This is a genomic window from Pseudomonas sp. Irchel 3E19 (assembly GCF_900187585.1).
In the GTDB taxonomy this organism is placed as follows: domain Bacteria; phylum Pseudomonadota; class Gammaproteobacteria; order Pseudomonadales; family Pseudomonadaceae; genus Aquipseudomonas; species Aquipseudomonas baetica.
This window is the reverse complement of record NZ_FYDT01000024.1, coordinates 1-18,800: the sequence shown is the minus strand read 5'-3', so window position 1 is coordinate 18,800 and position 18,800 is coordinate 1. Positions and strand designations below refer to the sequence as shown.

Genomic DNA, 18,800 nt, shown 5'->3' with positions numbered 1-18,800 from the left:
TGCATTAACAACTTCAATCCCTGTGGGAGCGAGCCTGCTCGCGAAGAGGCCAGCCCAGACACCACCAAGGCATCAGGCATATCACTACTGCACCAACTGGTTGATCTCAATAATCGGCAACAGCACCGCCATCACAATCACCAGCACCACCCCACCCATCACCACAATCATCAAGGGTTCAAGCAGCGCGGTCATGCCCATTGCCCGGCGCTCGATATCCCGAGACAAGGTCTGCGCCGCGCGCTCAAGCATCGGCGGCAGCGAACCGGTTTTCTCGCCACTGGCGATCAAATGGATCAGCACCGGCGGGAACACGTTCTCCACGCGTAATGCCGCAGCGAGGTTGACGCCCTCGCGCACCTTGGCCGTGGCGTCGCTGACGCTCAGGCTCAAGCGGTCGTTGGACAGCGTCTGCCGCGCCGCCTCCAGTGCGCGTAATAACGGCACCCCGGCGCCACCAAGAATCGCCAGCGTCGAGGCGAAACGTGCGGTGTTCAGCCCCAGAATGAACCGCCCGAACAGCGGCAACTTCAACGCCCGATGATGCCAACTCAAACGCGCCGCCGGATTACGCAAATAAAGCCGCCAACTCCAGAACGCCCCGGCGATGATCGCCGCACACAGCCAACCCCAAGCGCGAATGAAATCACTGGCGGTGAGCATCGCCAGGGTCAGCCCCGGCAAATCCTGCCGCGCTTGGGAAAACGCACTGACCACCTGCGGCACCACGTAGCTGAGCAGGAAAATCACAATGCCGATCGACACCAGCCCGACCACACCGGGATAGATAAACGCCGTGAGAATTTTGCCGCGCAGGTTGTTGCGCTCCTCGATGTAATCGGCCAGCCGTTCCATCACCTGCGCCAGATCGCCGGACTCTTCCCCCGCCGCAATCAACGCGCGGTAGATCTCGGGAAAGTCCCGTGGCCGCGCCGCCAGCGATTCGGCCAGACGCATGCCGCTGCGCACATCCGCACGCACGGCGCTGAGGGTGTGGGCGATGTGCTTCTTCTCGGCTTGCTCGACCGTGGCACTCAGCGCCGCTTCCAACGGCAGACTCGCGCCCAACAGACTCGCCAATTGCCGCGTGGCCCAGGCCAGATCGTTGTCCGAGAGTTTCGCGCTGAACAGTCCACCACCGCCGTGGCTGGCGACATTGCTTTCCTTGTGCACCGACAACGCGGTCAAACCACGTCCGCGCAAGGCACTGAACGCGGCGGTTTGACTGTCGGCTTCCAGATGCCCGGATTCGATCTTGCCGGTGGCGTCGGCGGCTTCAAAACGATAGCGATTCATCAGGCGTCCCGTGTCACACGGAGGATTTCTTCAGGGGCGGTGGCGCCGCTGCGGATCCAGCGTTCACCGTCTTCACGCAGGCTGAACATGCCGGCCTTGGCGGCAGCGGCGCGCAAGGCCTGCTCCCCTGCCCCTTGGTGGATCAGCGTGCGGATGTCGTCGTCGATGCAGAACAACTCATGAATGCCGGTGCGGCCGCTGTAACCGGTGTGATTGCACGTTACGCAGCCGACCGGCCGCCATGTACCGCGGGCTGCCGGGTCTTCCTGTTTGCACGCCTTGCACAGCCGTCGCACCAGTCGCTGGGCGAGCACGCCGAGCATCGACGAGGCCAAGAGAAACGGCTCCACGCCCATGTCGATCAAGCGGTTGACCGCCGACACCGCGTCGTTGGTGTGCAACGTCGCCAGCACCAGGTGACCGGTCAGCGAGGCCTGCACGGCGATTTGTGCGGTTTCCAGATCGCGGATCTCGCCGATCATGATGATGTCCGGGTCCTGGCGCAGAATCGCCCGCAGTGCCAGGGCAAAGGTCATGTCGATTTTGGCGTTGACCTGAATCTGGCTGATGCCCGGCAGGTCGTATTCCACCGGATCTTCAACGGTGAGGATGTTGCTGGTGCTCGCGTCCAGCCGCGCCAGCGCCGCGTAGAGGCTGGTGGTCTTGCCGCTGCCCGTGGGGCCGGTGACCAGCACGATGCCGTGGGGCTGGCGGATCAGGTGATCGAGTTTGGCCAGCACCTGCGCGTCCATGCCCAACGTTTCCAGATGCAAGCGCCCGGCCTGCTTGTCGAGCAGACGCATCACCACCCGTTCGCCATGGCCGGTGGGCACGGTCGAGACACGAATATCGATCGGCCGACCCGCGACGCGCAAGGCAATGCGACCGTCCTGCGGCAGGCGTTTTTCGGCGATGTCGAGCTGCGCCATGATCTTGATCCGCGACACCAGCGCACCGTGCAACGCCTTGCGCGGCGAGACCACATCGCGCAGTGTGCCGTCGACGCGGTAGCGCACCACCGAATGGGTTTCGAACGGTTCGATATGAATGTCGCTGGCCTCGTCGCGGGCGGCCTGGGTCAGCAAGGCGTTGATCATGCGGATCACCGGCGCGCCGTCCTGGGTGTCGAGCAGGTCGGTGATTTCCGGCATGTCCTGCATGAGTCGGTCGAGGTCGACTTCGTTTTCTGCCGCACCGACCACCGCCGCGGCGCTGCCGGTGTCGGCGTAAGCCGTGGCGAGCAGGCCATCGAGTTCATCGTCGCGCACGCGCTGTATCGTGCTCGCGCCGAACTGCCGCCGCGCTTCACTGATCGACCAGCCCGGTGTCGACGGGCACACCGTCAGCACGCCATCGCACAAAAGAATGCGCTGCGCCTTGGCCCAGGCGTAAGGCAAAAGACTCACAGACGCGGGCCTCCCTCAATCGGAACGGCTTTGATGGTCGCACGGGGGCCCGAAGCCGGAACCGAACTTGGAACCCCCTGCGCCGCCGTCGGCAACTGCGGCGCTTGCATATCCGGCATTGCCCAACTGCGCTCCGGTTGCAAACCACCCTGCGCCCGGCGCATGAAGTCGTAGCGGTTCAGCGTGATGCCGCGCCCCGCTTCGCTGTCGCGAATGATGTACGGGCGCAGGAACACCATCAGGTTGGTCTTGGTGATCGCCCGGCGTTCGTTGCGAAACAGCGCGCCAATCCCCGGTATCGTCGACAACCACGGCACCGCGTCATTGCTCTGGCTGTAGCCATCCTGCAGCAAGCCGCCGAGCACCATGATTTGTCCGTCGTCGAGCAAGATGCTGGTGTCGATCGCACGTTTGTTGGTAACGATGCCCGCCGCATTCGCGCTGGTGGACGCGCGTTCGTCGATGCTGCTGACTTCCTGATAGATATCGAGCTTGACCGTGCCGCCCTCGGAAATCTGTGGGCGCACGTTGAGCTTCAGCCCCACCTCTTCGCGGGTCACGGTCTGGAACGGGTTGTTGCTGGTGCCACCGCCGCCAGTGACGTAGCTGCCGCTGACAAACGGAATGGTCTGGCCGACAAAAATACTCGCTGCTTCGTTGTCCAGCGTCAGCAGGTTCGGCGTCGACAGCACGTTGGTGCCGCCCTTGCTCTTCAAGGCCCGGGCCAGCACCTTGAGGTCGAGAATCTTGCCGATGCCGGGAATGTCGACCGTGCCGTTGACGTAACCGAGGTTTAAACCTTGTGGCAGTACGTCGATGCTGGTCTTGCCGTTGACGTTGATCCCCGAACCACCCAGATTCGCCCCGCCGATCACGCCATTGCCGCCGAGGTTGCCGGTCTGCCACTGCACGCCGAATTCACTGGCATCGTCCTCACCAACTTCGACGATCAGGCTTTCAATCACCACTTGTGCGCGGCGTTGGTCGAGCAAGTCGATGACCTCGCGCAGGTTGCGGTACAGCGGTTCGGGCGCGGAAATCAGCAAGGTGTTGGTGGTCGCGTCAGCCTGAATCGTCACGCCGCCCGCGCTGAAGGCGACGTTTTGCTCGCTGGTCTGGGTGCCGCTGCTGCTGGTCGGGCTGCTGCCCTGCGCATAACTGCCGCCCGTGCTGCCATTGCTGGAAGTGGTCGAAGTAGCGCCACTGGTTTGCGTGCCACTCTGAGCGCTCGAACCACCATTATTGCCGCTGCTGCCCATCGCACTGAGCACCGAACGCGCACTGTCGCTGGTGCCGCTGTCACTTTCGCCCGTGAGCAAACCGCGTAACGCCTGCGCCAGTTTCGCCGCTTGCGCGTTACGCAGATATACCACATGCAGGTTGCTCGGATTGCTCTGCGCGTTGTCGAGTTTGTAGATCAGGTTGCGCGCCAACTCCGTGCGCTCGGGACTACCGGCACGGATGATGATGGTGTTGGAACGCGGATCACCAATCACGGCAATTTTTTGCGTCGGATCGTTGCCCGGCGCGTCGAGCAAATCGGCGACCATCGGTGCGATGTCGGCGGCGATACCGTTCTGGATCTGCACCACGTCGGTATCGATGGCGCTCTGCGTGTCGATGCCGGCGATCAACTGCGCAACACGATTGAGGTTCTCGGCGTAATCGGTGACGACAATGGTGTTGTTGCCAGGGTAGGCGTTGATCGGATTGTTCGGCGAGACGATCGGGCGCAGCACCGGAATCAGGTTCACCGCGTTCTCGTATTGCAGGCGGAACGTGCGGGTCAGCATGCCGTTACCGGCGGGTTTGTCAGCGCTGTAGATCGGCCCGCCAAGCAGTTTTGCATCAGCCTCCGGCACCACCTGGGCGACCCCACCGACATCGACCACGGCGAAACCCTGCATACGCAACGCCGACAGCAACATGTCGTAAGCCTGACGCGCCGGCACCTGCCCCTCTGAAACCAGCGTCATGTTGCCTTTGACCCGTGGATCGACGAGAAACTGCTGACCCGTCGAACGCGACAACGCGCGCACCACCGCTTGAATATCCGCCTCGACAAAATTCAGCGTGACCGGTTGCTCACCCAGCGGATTGCTCGGCAGCGTGGTCCCGCGTGCCGCGCCGCCGCCACGGCTGCGCTCGGTGATGTTGTGCAACTGCTTTGGCGCCGGTCGGGCTTGTGCCTGCGCCCGCTCGCGGTCGAGTACCGCATCGCCGCTGCGCTGAGTGTTGGCCAATGGCCGACCGAGTTCGCTGTCGACCAGCAACGGCGGCTGGTTCTGCGGTGTGCTGGTGTTGCTGCACGCGCTCAACGCCATCAGCAGCATCGGCAGTGCCATGCGTGCCGGTTTGGATCCTGACCCCTTCATGAAGCTTCCTTAGCGCCCAGCGCCTGATCCATGCGAACGGTGCCTGACAAAGTGCCGGCAGTGACTTCGGTCGAAGCGTTTTCCACGCGTTGCAAACGGGCTTCGACCACTTGCAGAGAAAGTTGCGACGGCTGGCTCAACAACCAGTCGAGTACCGCGTCGGCCGGCGCGGCGTCGAAGGTCAGTTGCCACGAAGCCGAATCCGCCGCCTGTAATTGATAGTGTCCGGCCAGACCACTGGCCAGCAGGGTTTGCTCCAGCGACTGGCCGACGCTTTGCCCGTCCGGGCGCACGCTGACCTCGCGCAGCAGCACTTCCAGTGCTTCGGTTTGCGCGCGCAGCTTCGGCGTTTCGCTTTGCCAATAAGTGATTTTTTTCAGCGGTGGCTGAATCAGCGCCACCCAGACCAACAGACCGAACAGCGCGATGGCCATCCCCGCAACCATGCGTTTCTCGCGCAACGCCAACGGCTGCCAACGCGCCTGCAACTGACGGTTGAAGCCCTGCCAGCGGGCGCGGTAAATCGCCAACGCAGCCTTATTCATCTTCTGCCTCGCTGCGGTTGTCTTCGGTTTCACTGGCGGTGGCTTCAGCGGCCGGGCGCAACGTCCAGCCCTCGTCGTCAGCCGTCGCGCTGATCCCGGCCTGGGCCAGGGCGTTTTGCCAATCCTTGTCATTGCCGCTGCGACGGGCGTCGGTCAGCAGACTCAGTTGCAACGTGCCGTCGACATAGGCCAGACGCCCGACGCTACCGGCCATGAACGGCATGCCGGTGCCCGCCTGCAACACCAGGCGACTGAAGTTCTGCGCCGGATCGTCGACCGCGCCTTTTTGCCGCGCCGCCAATTGCTGGCGGGCCTGCTGCAGCGGATTGAGGATCACCGGCAACTCGGGGAAGGCCTGCTTCACCCGCAGATTCATTTGCGTCTTGAGTTGCTGACCCTGACTCGCTTCGCGCGCGGCATACAGATTCAAACCGATCACCCACACCGCCACGGCCAGCGCCGACAACCCTAGCGCCCGCCCCCAACCACGATGGTCAGTGACTTGTTGTTGCAGCACACCGTGCAAGCCCCAACCCGTTACCGGCCCGGTCCAGCGCTGCGCCTCGCTCATGGGCAGTTCGGCGCCCGGTGGCGGCGCAGTGCCTATCCAGTGCAGCGTTACGCCCGGCTCCCACAGCGTGTTGTCGACGCCCTCATCAAACAACGGTTGCACCCGCGCCGATTGCAGGCTTTCGCGCAGCAACAGATGGCCGTCCTGCACATACGCGACAAGGCCCGGCAGCACCGGCAAGCTGTACGCCGCCGGGTACAGACCGCGCAGGTTAAGGCCGGATTGCTTGAGTAACTGCGCAAGGTGCAACAGACGCTGACGTGGCGCCCACGCAATCTGCACCCGCCCCGCTTCGTCACGCGGACTGTGGGCGATGTGCATTTCGCTGCTGTCGCCGAGCATCAGCGCCTGCGCCGCACACTGCACCGCCGCTGCCGTTTTGTTGCCCGGCAGCGGCGGCAGATCGATACTCGCCAGCAGGCTGTCCGCTGGGTGCAGAAAACACAGCAGCGGCGGCAGTTTCGGCAACTGCCCCAACTGCGCCAACGTCAGCCAGTCTTCACGGCTGACCTGGCCCTGACGATCCAGCCAGGCGCAATTCACCGTGCTGTCCAGCTCCAGCTCCGCCAATGGCGGCAGCGCAACCCTTAGCTGAGTCATACGCCCACCCGCGACCAGATCACCTGCGGCAACCGGTCCTGGCTGCGATGCAACAACGCCTCAAGGCTGACCCGACGCTGCTCGCGCCGGGCTTCGCCACGCAGGCGAAACCAGTCACTGGTGATGCCGACCTTGACGCTGCTGACTTCCAGCTTCGGCATGCGCAAGCGGTTGACGAAATCGCCACGGTTGATGAACCAGCGCCCGGCGTCACGCTCATTGATCAACGCCTGCGCGCGCTCCAGCGACAGCCCCGGCACATACGCTGCCAGCACCGGTGCGGTGGCGGTATTGCCGTTGACCCAAGTGGTCGCGGGAATCACCGTGAGGTACGGCGCCAGTTTGCCGATCACCGCGTCATTGACGCCGTCAACACTGCGCAAATCATCGAGACTGCGCAGCATCGGCAACTTTGGATTTTGTGGTTTGCGCGAGGCGTTAGGCGACGTCGCCCGACCGCTGTCGAAGCCGTTGTTGTTCTCGGCCATTTGCGGATTCAACAGGCGCGGGTACGACTCGATCACCCGCTGACGGATGCGCTGATTCAAACCGGCGCTGATCCCGATCAACTCGCACAAACGCTGAAACGCCTGCACCTGCGCTTCATCGACACGCTCGTTGGCCACCAGATTGCGCAGGTTGAACTTGCCCTGCTCGTCCTCCAGCCGCCCCTCGAAACCCTGGGCCACCAAGCGCTGTGCCCACGGCTGATCGAGCCGGGTCAGCGGATCGCGCTGGCGGGCATCCCACAGCAACTGACGGCTGATCTCCACGCCGCCCTGCGCAATCCAGCGCCCCTGCACACGCTGCTGATCGGCCTCCAGCGCACGGGTCGACACGCTCTGGCGGGTCAACATGCCCGCCGCAATCACCGCCACCACGGCCGCAATCAGCAGCGCGCTGATGATCGCCATGCCCTGTTGCTTCGCCCCATCAGGCGAATGTCTGTTCATGGCCGGCCTTACAGCTGCCAGGAACCGATATCGGCATTCACGCCGTCGCCGTCCGGCTGACCGTCGGCACCGAGCGAAAAAATGTCAATCTCGCCGTTGGCACCGGGGTTGAGGTACTGATAAGGACGGCCCCACGGATCATTCGGCAAACGCTCCAGGTACGAACGCCAGTTGCTGTTCTTCGCATCCGCCGGCCGCTCCACCAGCACTTTCAAACTCTGGTTCATGCTCGGATAAGTGCCATGGTCGAGGCGATACAACTTCAAGGCCTGCATCAACCCGCCAATGTCCTGCTTCGCCGCCGTCGCCCGCGCCTGATCCGGACGATCGAGCACCTTGGGCACCACCATCGCCGCCAGAATCCCGAGAATCACCACAACCACCATAATCTCGATCAGGGTGAAACCCTGCTGGTCATGGGGCAACCGAGGCGACTTTTTAAGCGGTTTGAACTGTGCGATATCCATCTCGACATTCCTTGGCTTGATTCGATTCGACGCGCAGTGTTGCAAGAAGATATGTCAGGGATGTTGAAAATCCTCGGGAGTTTTCGTCGTCAAGCCGTCAAGGACGGGGGTTAGCGTCGAGGGCTGTGCTTTGGTTTTGGGCCATTTATGCGTGCGCGTTCGCAAGAAGCGGGTTTCACCCTGATTGAAGTGCTGGTGGCACTGGCGATTATTGCCGTGGCGATGTCAGCGGCTGTACGCGTGGCGGGGTTGATGACGCAGAGCAATGGGGTGTTGCGGGATCGGTCGATTGCTCTATTGGCCGGGCAAAGCCGTTTGGCGGAGTTGCGGCTGGAGGGTCGGTTGCCGATGGGGATGAAGTCGCAGGATTGCGATCAGGGGCGACTATTGCTGCGCTGCGAGCAAGTGATCGCAACGGCGGAGAATGGTCGATTGCTGAAGATCGGCATCCAAGTATTCGACCGCAACCAGGATGCGCCGCCACTGGAAAAACTCGAAACCCTACTCACCCGCCCCCTGTAGATACCGTTCGAACTATACGAGTGAGTGTGGAGGGCTGGAGCACGATCTACATCACAGGCAAAAAGCCTAAGGAGCTGCACGGCTTCCAAATCCCTCCCTCGATGATCAGTCGAGAACTATCGCTCCTGATGGAGCGATAGTCGAGATACAAGGAGCTGCCGAAGGCTGCGATCTTTTGATCTTGTTTTTCAGGATCAAAATCAAAAGATCGTCCGATCGCGGCCCGAGCCTTCGGCTGCTCCCACACAAATATCTCAGGCAACGGAAACAGCGCATGTGTCATCGCCATCGCTGCCAGCCCAGCTCCCAAAGGTTTCAGCGCCGGACACAACATCAATGACCAACACAAAACCTTGTGGGAGCGAGCCTGCTCGCGAAGGCGCCAGAATGAACACCCAATCAATCACTGGATAATCCCGACACCCGCATCACCCCGGCAATTGCAAATTATCCAAAGCCCGATTCACCGCCAATTCCCCGAGCATGATCAACTGCGCAATCCCCAACAACGCCCGACGCTGCGAAGCCGGCAACAGACTGGCGACGTTCTGGGCAATGGTTTGCGCCGAAGCAAGTGTTTCACTGGCATCGATCAGCAGTTCTTCGTTTTTGTTGTCCGCGGTTACCGCGTACATCCCACGGGTGTTACGTGGGGGCGGCGTGGAACCGGGCGGACAGAGGTAATGGTCGAGAGCGCGGTCGGCGGCTTCGTGGAGTTTTTTGGAGTCGATGGATTCGTAGGGGGAAACCGAGGCGGTTTCGGGCGGGTTGGGTGTTGGTTTGATCATGGTGGAGCTCCTTGATTATTGGAGCCGCCACATTTCGCTGCGAAACGAAGAGAGGTGGCAGCTGTACGCAGGTTCGCAGACCGGGAATCAAGGCACCCGGCATACCCGAAGGTATCCCGCGCACAGCCGCCATAAAGCACCATTGCCGAAAATGGCAACGAGATTGGGAGCGCTGTGCGCCTTGATTGATCCGGGCTGCGAAACCCGATCGCTGATTCGTCAGCGACCGAACCACAATAGAACCCGCCCCCAAGGCGCACAAGCCGGCGGATTCTGGCGCAGCTGTAGGCAAAGGCGCAAGGATATGTAGCCTGGGAGAGTGTCTGGAGATGTCTTTTTAAACGTTGGTGTTTATCGGAATCCTCATTGCGTCCGTCCCCTTGCCCCAACAGACTAAGCGTCCGGCGAACACATCCCCCTGAAGCTGATATAGAGCCATCGTCTCCATTGAACCGAGGCCGCAGTGGTTATGCGGATTCTGTTCTCTATAATCACCGACCGGCCATGTTTAGGGTGCCTGTTATGCCAACCTCCGCTGATCAAAACACCGCTGTCGTTTTAAGCGCAGCTTCCAGTAACGACCTGGAAGATCTGGTAGCCATCCGGATTGAGGCCATGCGCGAGAGCCTTGAACGGCTTGGACGATTTGACCCGGATCGTGCGCGCGAACGATTTATTGGTGGGTTCGACGCTAACAGCACACGCCGCATAGAAGTATCAGGTGATCTGGTCGGTTTTGTCGTAATCAAAGACCAGCAGAGCGAGCTTCTGCTTGACCACTTGTATGTGATACCCAGTGCTCAAGGAGCAGGAATCGGCTCTGAAGTGCTTACTCGGATTTTCAGAGAGGCTGATGAGATCGGGCGCCCCATCAAGGTGGGAGCTCTCAAGGAAAGCGCTTCAAATCGTTTTTACACTCGCCATGGCTTCGTGTTCGTCGAAAGCGGTGAATTCGATAATTATTATGTCCGGGCTAGCGGTAATGCCGTTGATTTTGGCGACTAGGCAGATCTTGTTGCGGTGCCCCGTCAGAGGTTGCACCGCTAGATGGGCATCTGCATTCAAAAGGACGGATCTATTTTTAAAAAATAAATTCGTCCCCTTTTCCTCCAGAGCTTTCAACTCACGGCGTTATCGTTTCACAAACAAGATCCTGAGGCGCGCCATCCTTAAATGGAACAGTACATGTTTTTGAAAACTCGGGTGCTGGCTCAAGCGGCATTATCTCAAACAAGAAAGTCAGTTTCTCTTCTTTAAACTCTCCTTTTTTCAATTCAACTTGGGTGTACCCGTCGAGAAAGCTTTTACCATCAATGGAGCATAGCTCTTTTTCTTTAACTATTTTGCCGTTACCCCCGGGCAAGAGCGATTGCACCCGTATGCACGGGGAATCGAATGTCCTCAAATACCTGACAATATATTTACCTATTTTCCCTGCATCTGCTTGGTAGACCCGTTTGTAGTCAAACTCAGCCGCTGTCGCAGATGAAAGACAGGCCAGTCCAAAAACCGTGTACGCTGCCAGACGTAAAATACGCATTAATTACTCTCCAAGTAACTTTTTCTTTCGGCGAACCTATTTGGTGGCACACCTACCCAATTACTATGCTTCGACATTTCTACTTTTATTTTCGCCAGATCATTATCAGTAAAAGGCCTTTGAATGAATTTTCTGGATTCCACGTGATAGTCTCCTCGGTATCGAAGATCTACAATGACGTCTTGAATTTTTTTATTAACACTTTCCCATTGCAAGGCACCATATTTCTCTACGTTGCTAGTTGTGCCCGAAATCCTAAAAATGTCTTTTTTCATGAATTCATAAACAGATATGAATAACATGTATTGCTGCTTTCTTGTTATTACATGTTTTCTGATTTCTTGGCTCGCATTATCTAAATATGCTTTTGCGGCTTGACCATGCAAGCCTTTCGCCCCAACCAACCACGACAAGAGAGGCTCTTTTACTCCGGCATTAATTAAGTCCGCCCTTGGATCAGCCTGTTGACCCAGGTCGTATCCTCGACCGATCGTCACCCCTGACACACCTTCTGGCCAGTGCACGACTCGGCTGAAATAGCGATGAGCAGGATGTCCAGCATCTTCAAAGTCGTTCCCCTCGACATTGAATGTCAGTTGTCCGTAAGGCACCTTCAGCCACTTCAAATCATTATCATCAGTCGGATAGGTAAAGTTCCCAAGCAATCCCATTAGATGAAAGTGCCATGCTTTCCCATCAGTCGATAAGCCAGCGTTTTTCCACCACGACAACTTTTCGATTCTTTTTTTCTCATTCACCCAGTTTTGATTCGGCTGTGATGGCGAATGGTTGAGCAGAGGGTCAAGCTCGTCCCATTTTTCAGCGTTCCAAAACCACTCACTTTCATAACGTGTCATGAGTTGTGATATTGATTGAGCATGCCAGAGTTTAGCTAATGCAGAGTGAATCTCTTCGACACTAAATTTATTATCCTTGTTAGGATCTACGATATCGTAAAGCCTTTGCTTGACTGGGCCGTTATCTGCCTGGCTAATTTTGGCACGATAGTTTTCTCGCTCTTCGTTACTGAGTAAGCCTCGTGTATCCAGAAGATGGGCAAGATGCTCAACCGGCTTCCCGCTCTCCTCGATGAATTCAAAACCCTCCCACTCCCAAGGACTATGACGAGTAGTAATCAAGTCCTGCTCACCAAGCCAGCCATTGATCGGATGACCTTCTGAGTCTTCGAGTAAGTTGTCCAAGCGCCACCAGCGAATAGTTTGGGCCGGCGTGCTCGCGGGAAAGGTTTTATTATCTGACAACTGATAGGTTGCAGGCAGATCCTCAAGAACCCGCTGAGGAATTATAAGATCGGCTCCAACAACTGCCCCTTCCTGACATATATCAGGTGGGTTTTGGGCATTAATACCGTCCTTATGCTTAATCAGCCGACTCGCACCCTTGTGGATTTTTAGTAGTGTTTTTTGTGTCTCAGCCAAAGCTTTTGCATGATTTCGACTTTTAGCGATAAACGTTGGTACGTCATCACAGCTAAAAATCTCTAAATGCAGGAGCGACTTTGATTCACTGTCAGTGACGTTTTGATAAGGTCCTAGATGTCCGACTACTTCCCCCGCCTTGACTTTGTAAGGTTCTGGCAAAAGATGAAAAGAATCAGTAACCGGCTTGCTTGGCTGTGCTTGCAAGGCACTAATGGCTACGTAACCATGAATATTTTTGGCACTTTCAGCTGTAAGCGGGAAGGTATCCACGCCCTCGGTGAGACTGCTGATTTTCCGAAGATCTCCGCTACCGTCTTCCAGAGTGAGCTTCACCCCTAAAGGCAAGACGCCTGTTATCGAGTTTTTTTGTTTCCCCTTTGAGGTTTTATAGACATTCAACCCTTTCCCAGGCAGCAACCCCGTATTCAAATCATTGGACCGTACGGACACTAAATAGATGTCGGGACCAGCAGCCTCAAGCTCTCCGGTGTAAACCCATGCCTCACTAATCGTTTGGGGAATGGAGTTCCCTTCAAGCACGGCGCTCAGCTTCTTCCAATTTTCATTGGGGGCGGCCGCTGACTCCGCGGTTCTGATTTTTACACCTTTGGGCAAAATGGCATTTTTGATGCTGTGGGCAGCAGTTCTAGGGGCTCCAGCCCTAGTGTTCAACCCGAGGAAATTATCGGCAGATTTCTCTGCTTTTGGGCTATAGGTCAACGGCCCAAAAAGAGCTGGAGGCAGAGGCGCATCGTGTTTCTGGTAGCCAGCCCAGTCAAGCAAGTGCATGTAGAGGCTGTAAAAAATCAGCTCTCCAACTGGTGGTGCGTTCTCATCTTGATCACTATTTTGGCTCGGTATCTCGAGTCGGTGCCGGATAAGTACGAGTCCTGTGGAATACGGGGCTTGTACAACACGCATATGCTCACCGAAATACTCTGTGACGGGGGCAGTCTCGTCGACTCGATATGCGATTACCTCTCCGTCTGCGATACAGCGCACTGAGGATTGATCGAGGACATCTCCCGTTCCTCCATCAAAATGAATTCCACCATGCCATGAACCATTAGTACCCATCGGGTAGAACCCACCGTGGGCCTTCGCCAATGCTTCATAGTATTGCTTGGGATCCTGTGCCTCGACGTGCTGGTTACCTGCTCGCTTTAGCTTGAACGGATATGCCCAGTGTTCGACCTTGCTTTGCTTTTCCATAACTTACTCTTGCTTTCCATTTCCTTTGGTCCGCTCGGTTTTGTATCAAGCTGTTTTGACCGTGACATTTGTGAGGGGCGCCGATAGTAAAGGCATTGGGAAACCCTGAATACCCCTCGTCAAACCATGCTCCACCGACTTAATCGTATAGGATTCTCTTTCGCTGGCGATGCGGGGGGATTATGAGAAGCCAGGCAGAAGAAATCACCATTGTCGAGCTAAAAAGCGGCTATAAGAACGATCAAATGAAGGCTTCGACCCTCGCATTTTTCGCACTTTATTGCATGGGTATCAGCGCAACGTTTGCAGATGCCTCACAGGCGCCAAACGACCAGCGAGGGCCAGCAGGCATCGTCGTCGGTGAGCGTTTGGCTGCGGCCAAGTCCAAGCTACTCAAACAAGGATGGAAGCCGACGCGGATGCATACCAACGACGGCTATGAATACAGTGGTGTGGAGAAGGAGCTGGCTACACGCAGTTTTTTCGAACTGGATACCTGCTCGTTTGATAGCTCGCGCTGCATCTTGTACTACGCGAAGAAAGGAACTTGCCTACGCGTCGATACCATCGGTGAGCAATTCAATGACATGACCGTGACACGATGGACCCGCGAATGTCCTGAAGCGCCTCAATAACCACACGAGGATGGCACGGTAATAATCAACTGCTCCCACAGGTTTCAGCGTCGCACACAACATCTGCCATCAGCATAAAACCCTGTGAGAGCGAGCCTGCTCGCGAAAGCGCCAGAATGAACGCCCGATCAATCACCAGGTGATCCCAACACCCGCATCACTCCGGCAATTGCAAATTATCCAAAGCCCGATTCACAGCCAACTCTCCGAGCATAATCAACTGCGCAATTCCCGCCAGCGCATGGCGCTGCGATGCCGGCAACAGGCTGGAGACGTTCTGGGCGATGGTTTTGGCCGAAGCGAGTGTTGCACTGGCATCGACCAGCAGTTCTTCGGTTTTATTGTCCGCCGTCACGGCGTACATCCCACGGTTTTTACGTGGGGGCGGCATGGAACCGGGTGGACAGAGGTAATGGTCGAGCGCGCGGTCGGCGGCTTCGTGGAGTTTTTTGGAATCGATGGATTCGTAGGGGGACGTGCAGATAGATTCGGGCGGGTTGGGTGTTGGTTTGATCATGGTGACGCTCCAAATTTATACCTGGTGGAACCACCAACACCTGTCGCTAAACAAGTAAGGGTGGCAGCTGTACGCGGGTTAGCGAACCGAGAGGTATAAGACCCGGCAGACCCGAAGGTCTCCCACGCACAGCCACCATATCGTCGTCGCAAACGTCTGCGACAAACTGGAGCGTCGTTGTACTTATACCTGGTCAGGTCGCTAAACCCGGTCGCTGGGTTGCCAGCGACCCATAGACGATATAGACCAGGTATAAAGCCCACAAGCCGGCGGATTCTGGCGTAGCTGTAGGCAAAGGCGCAAGGATATGTAGCCTGAGAGAGTGTCTGGAGATGTCTTTTTAAACGTTGGTGTTTATCTAGACCTCATTCCGTCTCGGCCCCCACGACAGATCCGTCCCCGCCCCAACAGACGAAAGAAAATGGCCGAGATTGCCAGTCGTAACTGACAACCTCGGCCATATAAACAGTGCTATTTCTTCCAGCACATATCGACGTCATCCTGAGTGCTCAGGTCTGTATCGATGCCCAACCGGTACCTGCAGTAATCAACAATCCACCCCCGCTCCTCTGCCGTCAGGCGCTCCACCTTCCTGATCTCTCCATCATTGGCGTGGATGTTGTAGAACTTCATCTGAAACGTGGGGTGTTTCTTGATGAAGACAATGGTTTCGATGTCGCCATCCTCAACGGCGTTGTAGTAGCCGACGTAGAGCATGGTCGCTACAGCGAGGATTGCCGCGATTAAAAGCTTTTTCATTTTTGCCGTGCCGGAAGTGGAAGCAGATTTTTTGGCTTTGATAACTCACTGTTCAGCACCGCTAAATAAAACCTGACTTAACAGCGATCCCAAAGCTGATCATGACCAACAACAGAGAAATGACGCTCCATTGCAGCATTACCAGCTTCCGTTTGAGGGGAGCTGGGAAACTGGCCAAATCTTCAGAGCTCAGCTCGCCCCTTTTCAAGTAAAACTTAGGGAACGTCACAACTCCCGAAATGCCGCCTACAAGCAGAAGCCTTCCCCAAGGCCCACCATGCCGTAGCGGTGCCCGAGTCATGATGGCTGAGCAATTCTTCAGGTGTTCCAACATCAAATCCATCTTCGTATAGGCCAGGTGCAAACAGAGGCCTATCCAAAGAATCAGCCCTGCCAGATCAACGATGGCAATGGACAGAAGTACCTTATCAACCACGTTCAACTCACTTCCCTGCCGAGTAGATTTTCTCACCAGTTCACTCGCTTTTAGTTTCCAAGCGCTCAAACGGGGCTGAGCACACTTCTCATCCGGTTACTTGAGTACTCCTGATTTCCCCAAAGCAACCAGCACAACCATCGCAGAAAGCAGTGCTATTGCGCTCCATTGCATCAACACAAGTCTCTGCTTGAGTGACGAAGGAAAATTCTCTACGTCATCGGCGCTGAGCGTGCCGCGTCTCATATAGAAATTCGTGAACGTAACGAGGCCAGAGGCACCACCTACTAAAAGCAATCTGCCCCACGCACCTCCGTGCTTCAGCGCAGCTAACCTAGCGCCGGCAGAGCTGTTTTTGAGGTGTTCAAGGATCACGTCCATCTTGATATGTGCAATGTAGAGAGCAATCCCGATCCAGATGAGCATCGAGATAATTACTACGCCACACAATCCTCCGACTATCAGTTCAGCGGTATTCATTTAGTCACCTCGTAAATCACTTCGCCGAACATCTCACCGCCGGCCCCTCCAACCGCCCCGCCAGCATATGAGCCTGCCGCTACAACGACCACGCCGCAAGCGAGGGTTCCCAATCCACCCGTAGGCACGCCAAGCCCCACACAGATTGCACCTACCACTGGAGCAGTTAGTGCTGCACCTGTCATCGCGCCACCGGCCACACCACCTATGAAGCTCCCTGAACGAGCCCCATGAAAGACAGGACACCGTTTCCCCCTTACGATAAGGGATAGGCAAACGGTTATGTTTATGACTAATAGCAACGATAAGAGTGGTGAGCTTTTGGGCCAGGAGCGGCGTCGTCGCTGGAGCCCAGAGCAAAAGCTGGCCATGGTTCGAGAGAGCCTTGAACCAGGACAAAGCGTTTCGGTCGTGGCTCGGCGCAACGGCATCAATGCCAACCAGTTGTTCCTGTGGCGCAAGCTGTACCAGGACGGCAGTCTATCGGCGGTCAGTGCTGGCGAAGCCGTGGTACCGGCCTCCGAGCTGAGCGATGCGCTCAAGCAGATCCGTGAACTGCAACGGATGTTGGGCAAGAAAACGATGGAAGCGGAAATCCTCAAAGAGGCCGTGGAGATCGCCCGGTCGCGAAAATGGATTGCGCACTCACCCTTGTTGCCGGGGGACGACCAGTGAAACTGGTCAGCGAATGTCTCGGTGTGGCGCGCTCGCAATTAACGGTTCGAATCAAGCAATCGGTATCGCCCAAGACACGGCGAAGCAGGCCTGTGAACGACGCTGAGTTGGTGGCCGAAATCCAGCAACAGGTCAGCGATCTGCCCAGCTATGGCTACCGTCGAGTCTGGGGATTGCTGCGTCGCGCCCGTGAAACCCAGCTGCTACCTGCGATCAACGTGAAGCGAGTTTACCGGGTGATGCGTGATCACAACCTGCTGCTTGAGCGCCGGATCAAACAACCCGGCGTGCCGCGTCGGCACGAAGGCCGTATTGCGGTGCAAACCAGCGATACGCGTTGGTGCTCGGACGGCTTTGAGTTCCGTTGTGAGGACGGCGCTAAACTGAGCGTGACCTTCGCCCTGGACTGCTGTGATCGCGAAGCCATCGGCTGGGTCGCGAGCCCGACCGGGTACAGCGGCGATGATATCCGCGACTTGATGCTGGAAAGTGTGGAGAAGCGCTTCGGTGATCAACTGCCTGCAACGCCGGTGCAGTGGCTCAGCGATAACGGTTCGGCCTACACCGCCGAACAGACGCGCCTGTTTGCTCGGCAGATCGGCTTGCAGCCGGTGACCACACCAGTGCGTAGCCCGCAGAGTAATGGCATGGCCGAGAGCTTCGTGAAGACGATCAAGCGTGACTACGTGGCGCACATGCCCAAACCGGATCGAGAAACGGCGTTGCGTAACCTGGCAATTGCCTTCGAACATTACAACGAGCAGCATCCGCACAGCGCCTTGAACTACCGTTCACCGAGGGAGTTCAGGCGCTTGGCAGTGGCATCAATTTAACAGGGAGTTGGTGTCCGGTTTTGTAGGGGCAAGTCCACTCCCGCCCTCGGTGTATTTAATCTTTTCACAGGCGTCTTTATTACCTGCCGCACAGACTTCTTGAACCTTCATGTAAGACGCCCCGCCCCCTACGGCTGTACCAATCCAGCCACCGTACTTCACAACTTTGGCTGCTCTGGCGACACCATCCGCGTGAGTGGCATAACCGGGAATCTGCCCCGGAGCACCGGCCAGACTCCAGTGATGCACCAGGCTTTTGCTTGATATGCCAAGGGCTGATTTCAGGCTTGGGTGATCAGGGAACCCGATGCCCTTTCTGGTTAGCCCGGTGAGCTGTCTATCGAGTTTGGCAAACAGTCGTGCACGCTCATCAAAGAACTCTGAGCTACGCAAATGACCGTCACGCTGAAAACTTTTCTGGTGCAGGTTTTCGATTTCCTTCAGCGAGGTTTTCACATCTTCCAGGTTCTTGGCAAAGATCGATTCACCCACGCCAATGGATGTTGAGCCTTGCGAAAGAATGGATTCTATCTGGCTCTGATAGCGAACCATGAAGCTGGCTTCTTCGTCGCTCATGGGCTTGAGTGCCGCGTCGACTTTCTGAGCCGCCTCCATGAGCATTGTAGTGGTCTAATGAAACCGGACACCCATTTAGGCGAGAATGCTCGCCAGATAGAGGTGTCTGATGACCAAACAACGTCGTTCTTTTTCCGCTGAATTCAAACGCGAGGCCGCAGGCCTCGTGCTC

The 18,800-nt window shown here is 57.1% G+C and carries 18 protein-coding genes and 1 pseudogene; 4 read left to right on the top strand and 15 right to left on the bottom strand.

Features of this window, described 5'->3' with window-relative positions:
- Positions 1-84 precede the first annotated feature (84 nt).
- Genes gspF through gspG form a run of 7 tightly spaced genes read right to left on the bottom strand, consistent with a single transcriptional unit; the run spans position 85 to position 8,213 of the window.
- Positions 85-1,296 carry a type II secretion system inner membrane protein GspF gene (gspF, locus tag CKW18_RS16380; protein WP_095189748.1) on the bottom strand — a complete coding sequence of 404 codons (1,212 nt, stop codon included), beginning with the start codon at positions 1,294-1,296 and terminating at the stop codon, positions 85-87.
- Positions 1,296-2,702 carry a type II secretion system ATPase GspE gene (gene gspE / locus CKW18_RS16375; protein WP_095189747.1) on the bottom strand — a complete coding sequence of 469 codons (1,407 nt, stop codon included), beginning with the start codon at positions 2,700-2,702 and terminating at the stop codon, positions 1,296-1,298. The genes gspF and gspE overlap by 1 nt, the downstream gene beginning before the upstream one ends.
- Entirely contained in the window at positions 2,699-5,077 is a 2,379-nt protein-coding gene (gspD, locus tag CKW18_RS16370; RefSeq protein WP_095189746.1) for a type II secretion system secretin GspD, read from the bottom strand. Before gspD ends, gspE begins: the two co-directional genes overlap by 4 nt.
- The gene (gene gspM / locus CKW18_RS16365) at positions 5,074-5,622 is read right to left on the bottom strand and encodes a type II secretion system protein GspM (RefSeq protein WP_095189745.1); all 549 of its coding nucleotides are present in this window, start codon (positions 5,620-5,622) and stop codon (positions 5,074-5,076) included. The genes gspD and gspM overlap by 4 nt, the downstream gene beginning before the upstream one ends.
- Positions 5,615-6,793, bottom strand: coding sequence for a type II secretion system protein GspL (gene gspL, locus CKW18_RS16360; protein WP_095189744.1), 1,179 nt, complete (start codon positions 6,791-6,793; stop codon positions 5,615-5,617). The genes gspM and gspL overlap by 8 nt, the downstream gene beginning before the upstream one ends.
- A complete protein-coding gene (gspK, locus tag CKW18_RS16355; protein ID WP_095189743.1) occupies positions 6,790-7,746 on the bottom strand; it encodes a type II secretion system minor pseudopilin GspK in 957 nt (318 codons plus the stop codon). Before gspK ends, gspL begins: the two co-directional genes overlap by 4 nt.
- 8 nt (positions 7,747-7,754) lie before the next feature.
- Positions 7,755-8,213: a type II secretion system major pseudopilin GspG gene (gene gspG, locus CKW18_RS16350; protein WP_095189742.1), complete on the bottom strand. Its 459-nt coding sequence runs from the start codon at positions 8,211-8,213 to the stop codon at positions 7,755-7,757.
- 147 nt (positions 8,214-8,360) lie between these two features.
- Here gspG and gspI point away from each other — a divergent pair, with 147 nt between their 5' ends.
- Positions 8,361-8,735, top strand: a complete 375-nt coding sequence (gene gspI / locus CKW18_RS16345) for a type II secretion system minor pseudopilin GspI (RefSeq protein WP_095189741.1) — start codon at positions 8,361-8,363, stop codon at positions 8,733-8,735.
- A 428-nt stretch (positions 8,736-9,163) separates the two neighbouring features.
- Here the strand turns inward: gspI and CKW18_RS16335 are convergent, their stop codons facing one another.
- A complete protein-coding gene (locus tag CKW18_RS16335) occupies positions 9,164-9,523 on the bottom strand; it encodes a DUF6124 family protein (protein WP_095189739.1) in 360 nt (119 codons plus the stop codon).
- Between the two features lie 522 nt (positions 9,524-10,045).
- Between CKW18_RS16335 and CKW18_RS16330 the strand changes: the two genes are divergently transcribed.
- Positions 10,046-10,528 carry an N-acetyltransferase gene (locus CKW18_RS16330; RefSeq protein ID WP_095189738.1) on the top strand — a complete coding sequence of 161 codons (483 nt, stop codon included), beginning with the start codon at positions 10,046-10,048 and terminating at the stop codon, positions 10,526-10,528.
- Positions 10,529-10,646: 118 nt separating this feature from the next.
- Here CKW18_RS16330 and CKW18_RS16325 read toward each other — a convergent pair whose 3' ends face one another.
- Positions 10,647-11,063 carry a hypothetical protein gene (locus CKW18_RS16325; protein ID WP_095189737.1) on the bottom strand — a complete coding sequence of 139 codons (417 nt, stop codon included), beginning with the start codon at positions 11,061-11,063 and terminating at the stop codon, positions 10,647-10,649.
- The gene (locus CKW18_RS16320) at positions 11,063-13,717 is read right to left on the bottom strand and encodes a hypothetical protein (RefSeq protein WP_095189736.1); all 2,655 of its coding nucleotides are present in this window, start codon (positions 13,715-13,717) and stop codon (positions 11,063-11,065) included. The genes CKW18_RS16325 and CKW18_RS16320 overlap by 1 nt, the downstream gene beginning before the upstream one ends.
- Positions 13,718-13,899: 182 nt before the next feature.
- On the opposite strand from CKW18_RS16320, the gene CKW18_RS16315 reads away from it, so the two are divergent.
- Positions 13,900-14,352, top strand: a complete 453-nt coding sequence (locus CKW18_RS16315; protein WP_256586985.1) for a hypothetical protein — start codon at positions 13,900-13,902, stop codon at positions 14,350-14,352.
- 157 nt (positions 14,353-14,509) lie between these two features.
- Here the strand turns inward: CKW18_RS16315 and CKW18_RS16310 are convergent, their stop codons facing one another.
- The 4 genes from CKW18_RS16310 to CKW18_RS16295 all read right to left on the bottom strand — a co-directional run bounded on the left by CKW18_RS16310 (position 14,510) and on the right by CKW18_RS16295 (position 16,544).
- The gene (locus CKW18_RS16310) at positions 14,510-14,869 is read right to left on the bottom strand and encodes a DUF6124 family protein (protein WP_095189735.1); all 360 of its coding nucleotides are present in this window, start codon (positions 14,867-14,869) and stop codon (positions 14,510-14,512) included.
- A 471-nt stretch (positions 14,870-15,340) separates the two neighbouring features.
- A complete protein-coding gene (locus CKW18_RS16305; RefSeq protein WP_095189734.1) occupies positions 15,341-15,628 on the bottom strand; it encodes a hypothetical protein in 288 nt (95 codons plus the stop codon).
- 61 nt (positions 15,629-15,689) lie between these two features.
- The gene (locus tag CKW18_RS16300; RefSeq protein ID WP_095189733.1) at positions 15,690-16,070 is read right to left on the bottom strand and encodes a hypothetical protein; all 381 of its coding nucleotides are present in this window, start codon (positions 16,068-16,070) and stop codon (positions 15,690-15,692) included.
- Between the two features lie 90 nt (positions 16,071-16,160).
- Positions 16,161-16,544, bottom strand: coding sequence for a hypothetical protein (locus CKW18_RS16295; RefSeq protein ID WP_095189732.1), 384 nt, complete (start codon positions 16,542-16,544; stop codon positions 16,161-16,163).
- A 288-nt stretch (positions 16,545-16,832) separates the two neighbouring features.
- Here CKW18_RS16295 and CKW18_RS16285 point away from each other — a divergent pair.
- A protein-coding gene (locus CKW18_RS16285; RefSeq protein ID WP_371857637.1) for an IS3 family transposase occupies positions 16,833-18,052 on the top strand; the annotation gives its coding sequence in 2 pieces (ribosomal slippage) (positions 16,833-17,178 and positions 17,178-18,052; 1,221 coding nt in all).
- Between the two features lie 36 nt (positions 18,053-18,088).
- On the opposite strand, the pseudogene CKW18_RS16280 reads toward CKW18_RS16285, so the two are convergent.
- Positions 18,089-18,673 (bottom strand): annotated as a pseudogene (locus CKW18_RS16280) (hypothetical protein); the annotation flags it as partial.
- Positions 18,674-18,800: the final 127 nt, after the last annotated feature.

Bases quoted from the DNA above. Each gene is read 5' to 3' on its own strand.
- gspL (WP_095189744.1), bottom strand. From the start codon at position 6,793: ATGACTCAGCTAAGGGTTGCGCTGCCGCCATTGGCGGAGCTGGAGCTG.
- CKW18_RS16335 (WP_095189739.1), bottom strand. From the start codon at position 9,523: ATGATCAAACCAACACCCAACCCGCCCGAAACCGCCTCGGTTTCCCCC.
- CKW18_RS16320 (WP_095189736.1), bottom strand. From the start codon at position 13,717: ATGGAAAAGCAAAGCAAGGTCGAACACTGGGCATATCCGTTCAAGCTA.
- gspK (WP_095189743.1), bottom strand. From the start codon at position 7,746: ATGAACAGACATTCGCCTGATGGGGCGAAGCAACAGGGCATGGCGATC.
- CKW18_RS16310 (WP_095189735.1), bottom strand. From the start codon at position 14,869: ATGATCAAACCAACACCCAACCCGCCCGAATCTATCTGCACGTCCCCC.
- gspF (WP_095189748.1), bottom strand. From the start codon at position 1,296: ATGAATCGCTATCGTTTTGAAGCCGCCGACGCCACCGGCAAGATCGAA.
- CKW18_RS16305 (WP_095189734.1), bottom strand. From the start codon at position 15,628: ATGAAAAAGCTTTTAATCGCGGCAATCCTCGCTGTAGCGACCATGCTC.
- gspG (WP_095189742.1), bottom strand. From the start codon at position 8,213: ATGGATATCGCACAGTTCAAACCGCTTAAAAAGTCGCCTCGGTTGCCC.
- CKW18_RS16315 (WP_256586985.1), top strand. From the start codon at position 13,900: ATGAGAAGCCAGGCAGAAGAAATCACCATTGTCGAGCTAAAAAGCGGC.
- gspI (WP_095189741.1), top strand. From the start codon at position 8,361: ATGCGTGCGCGTTCGCAAGAAGCGGGTTTCACCCTGATTGAAGTGCTG.
- CKW18_RS16330 (WP_095189738.1), top strand. From the start codon at position 10,046: ATGCCAACCTCCGCTGATCAAAACACCGCTGTCGTTTTAAGCGCAGCT.
- gspM (WP_095189745.1), bottom strand. From the start codon at position 5,622: ATGAATAAGGCTGCGTTGGCGATTTACCGCGCCCGCTGGCAGGGCTTC.
- gspD (WP_095189746.1), bottom strand. From the start codon at position 5,077: ATGAAGGGGTCAGGATCCAAACCGGCACGCATGGCACTGCCGATGCTG.
- CKW18_RS16325 (WP_095189737.1), bottom strand. From the start codon at position 11,063: ATGCGTATTTTACGTCTGGCAGCGTACACGGTTTTTGGACTGGCCTGT.
- CKW18_RS16295 (WP_095189732.1), bottom strand. From the start codon at position 16,544: ATGAATACCGCTGAACTGATAGTCGGAGGATTGTGTGGCGTAGTAATT.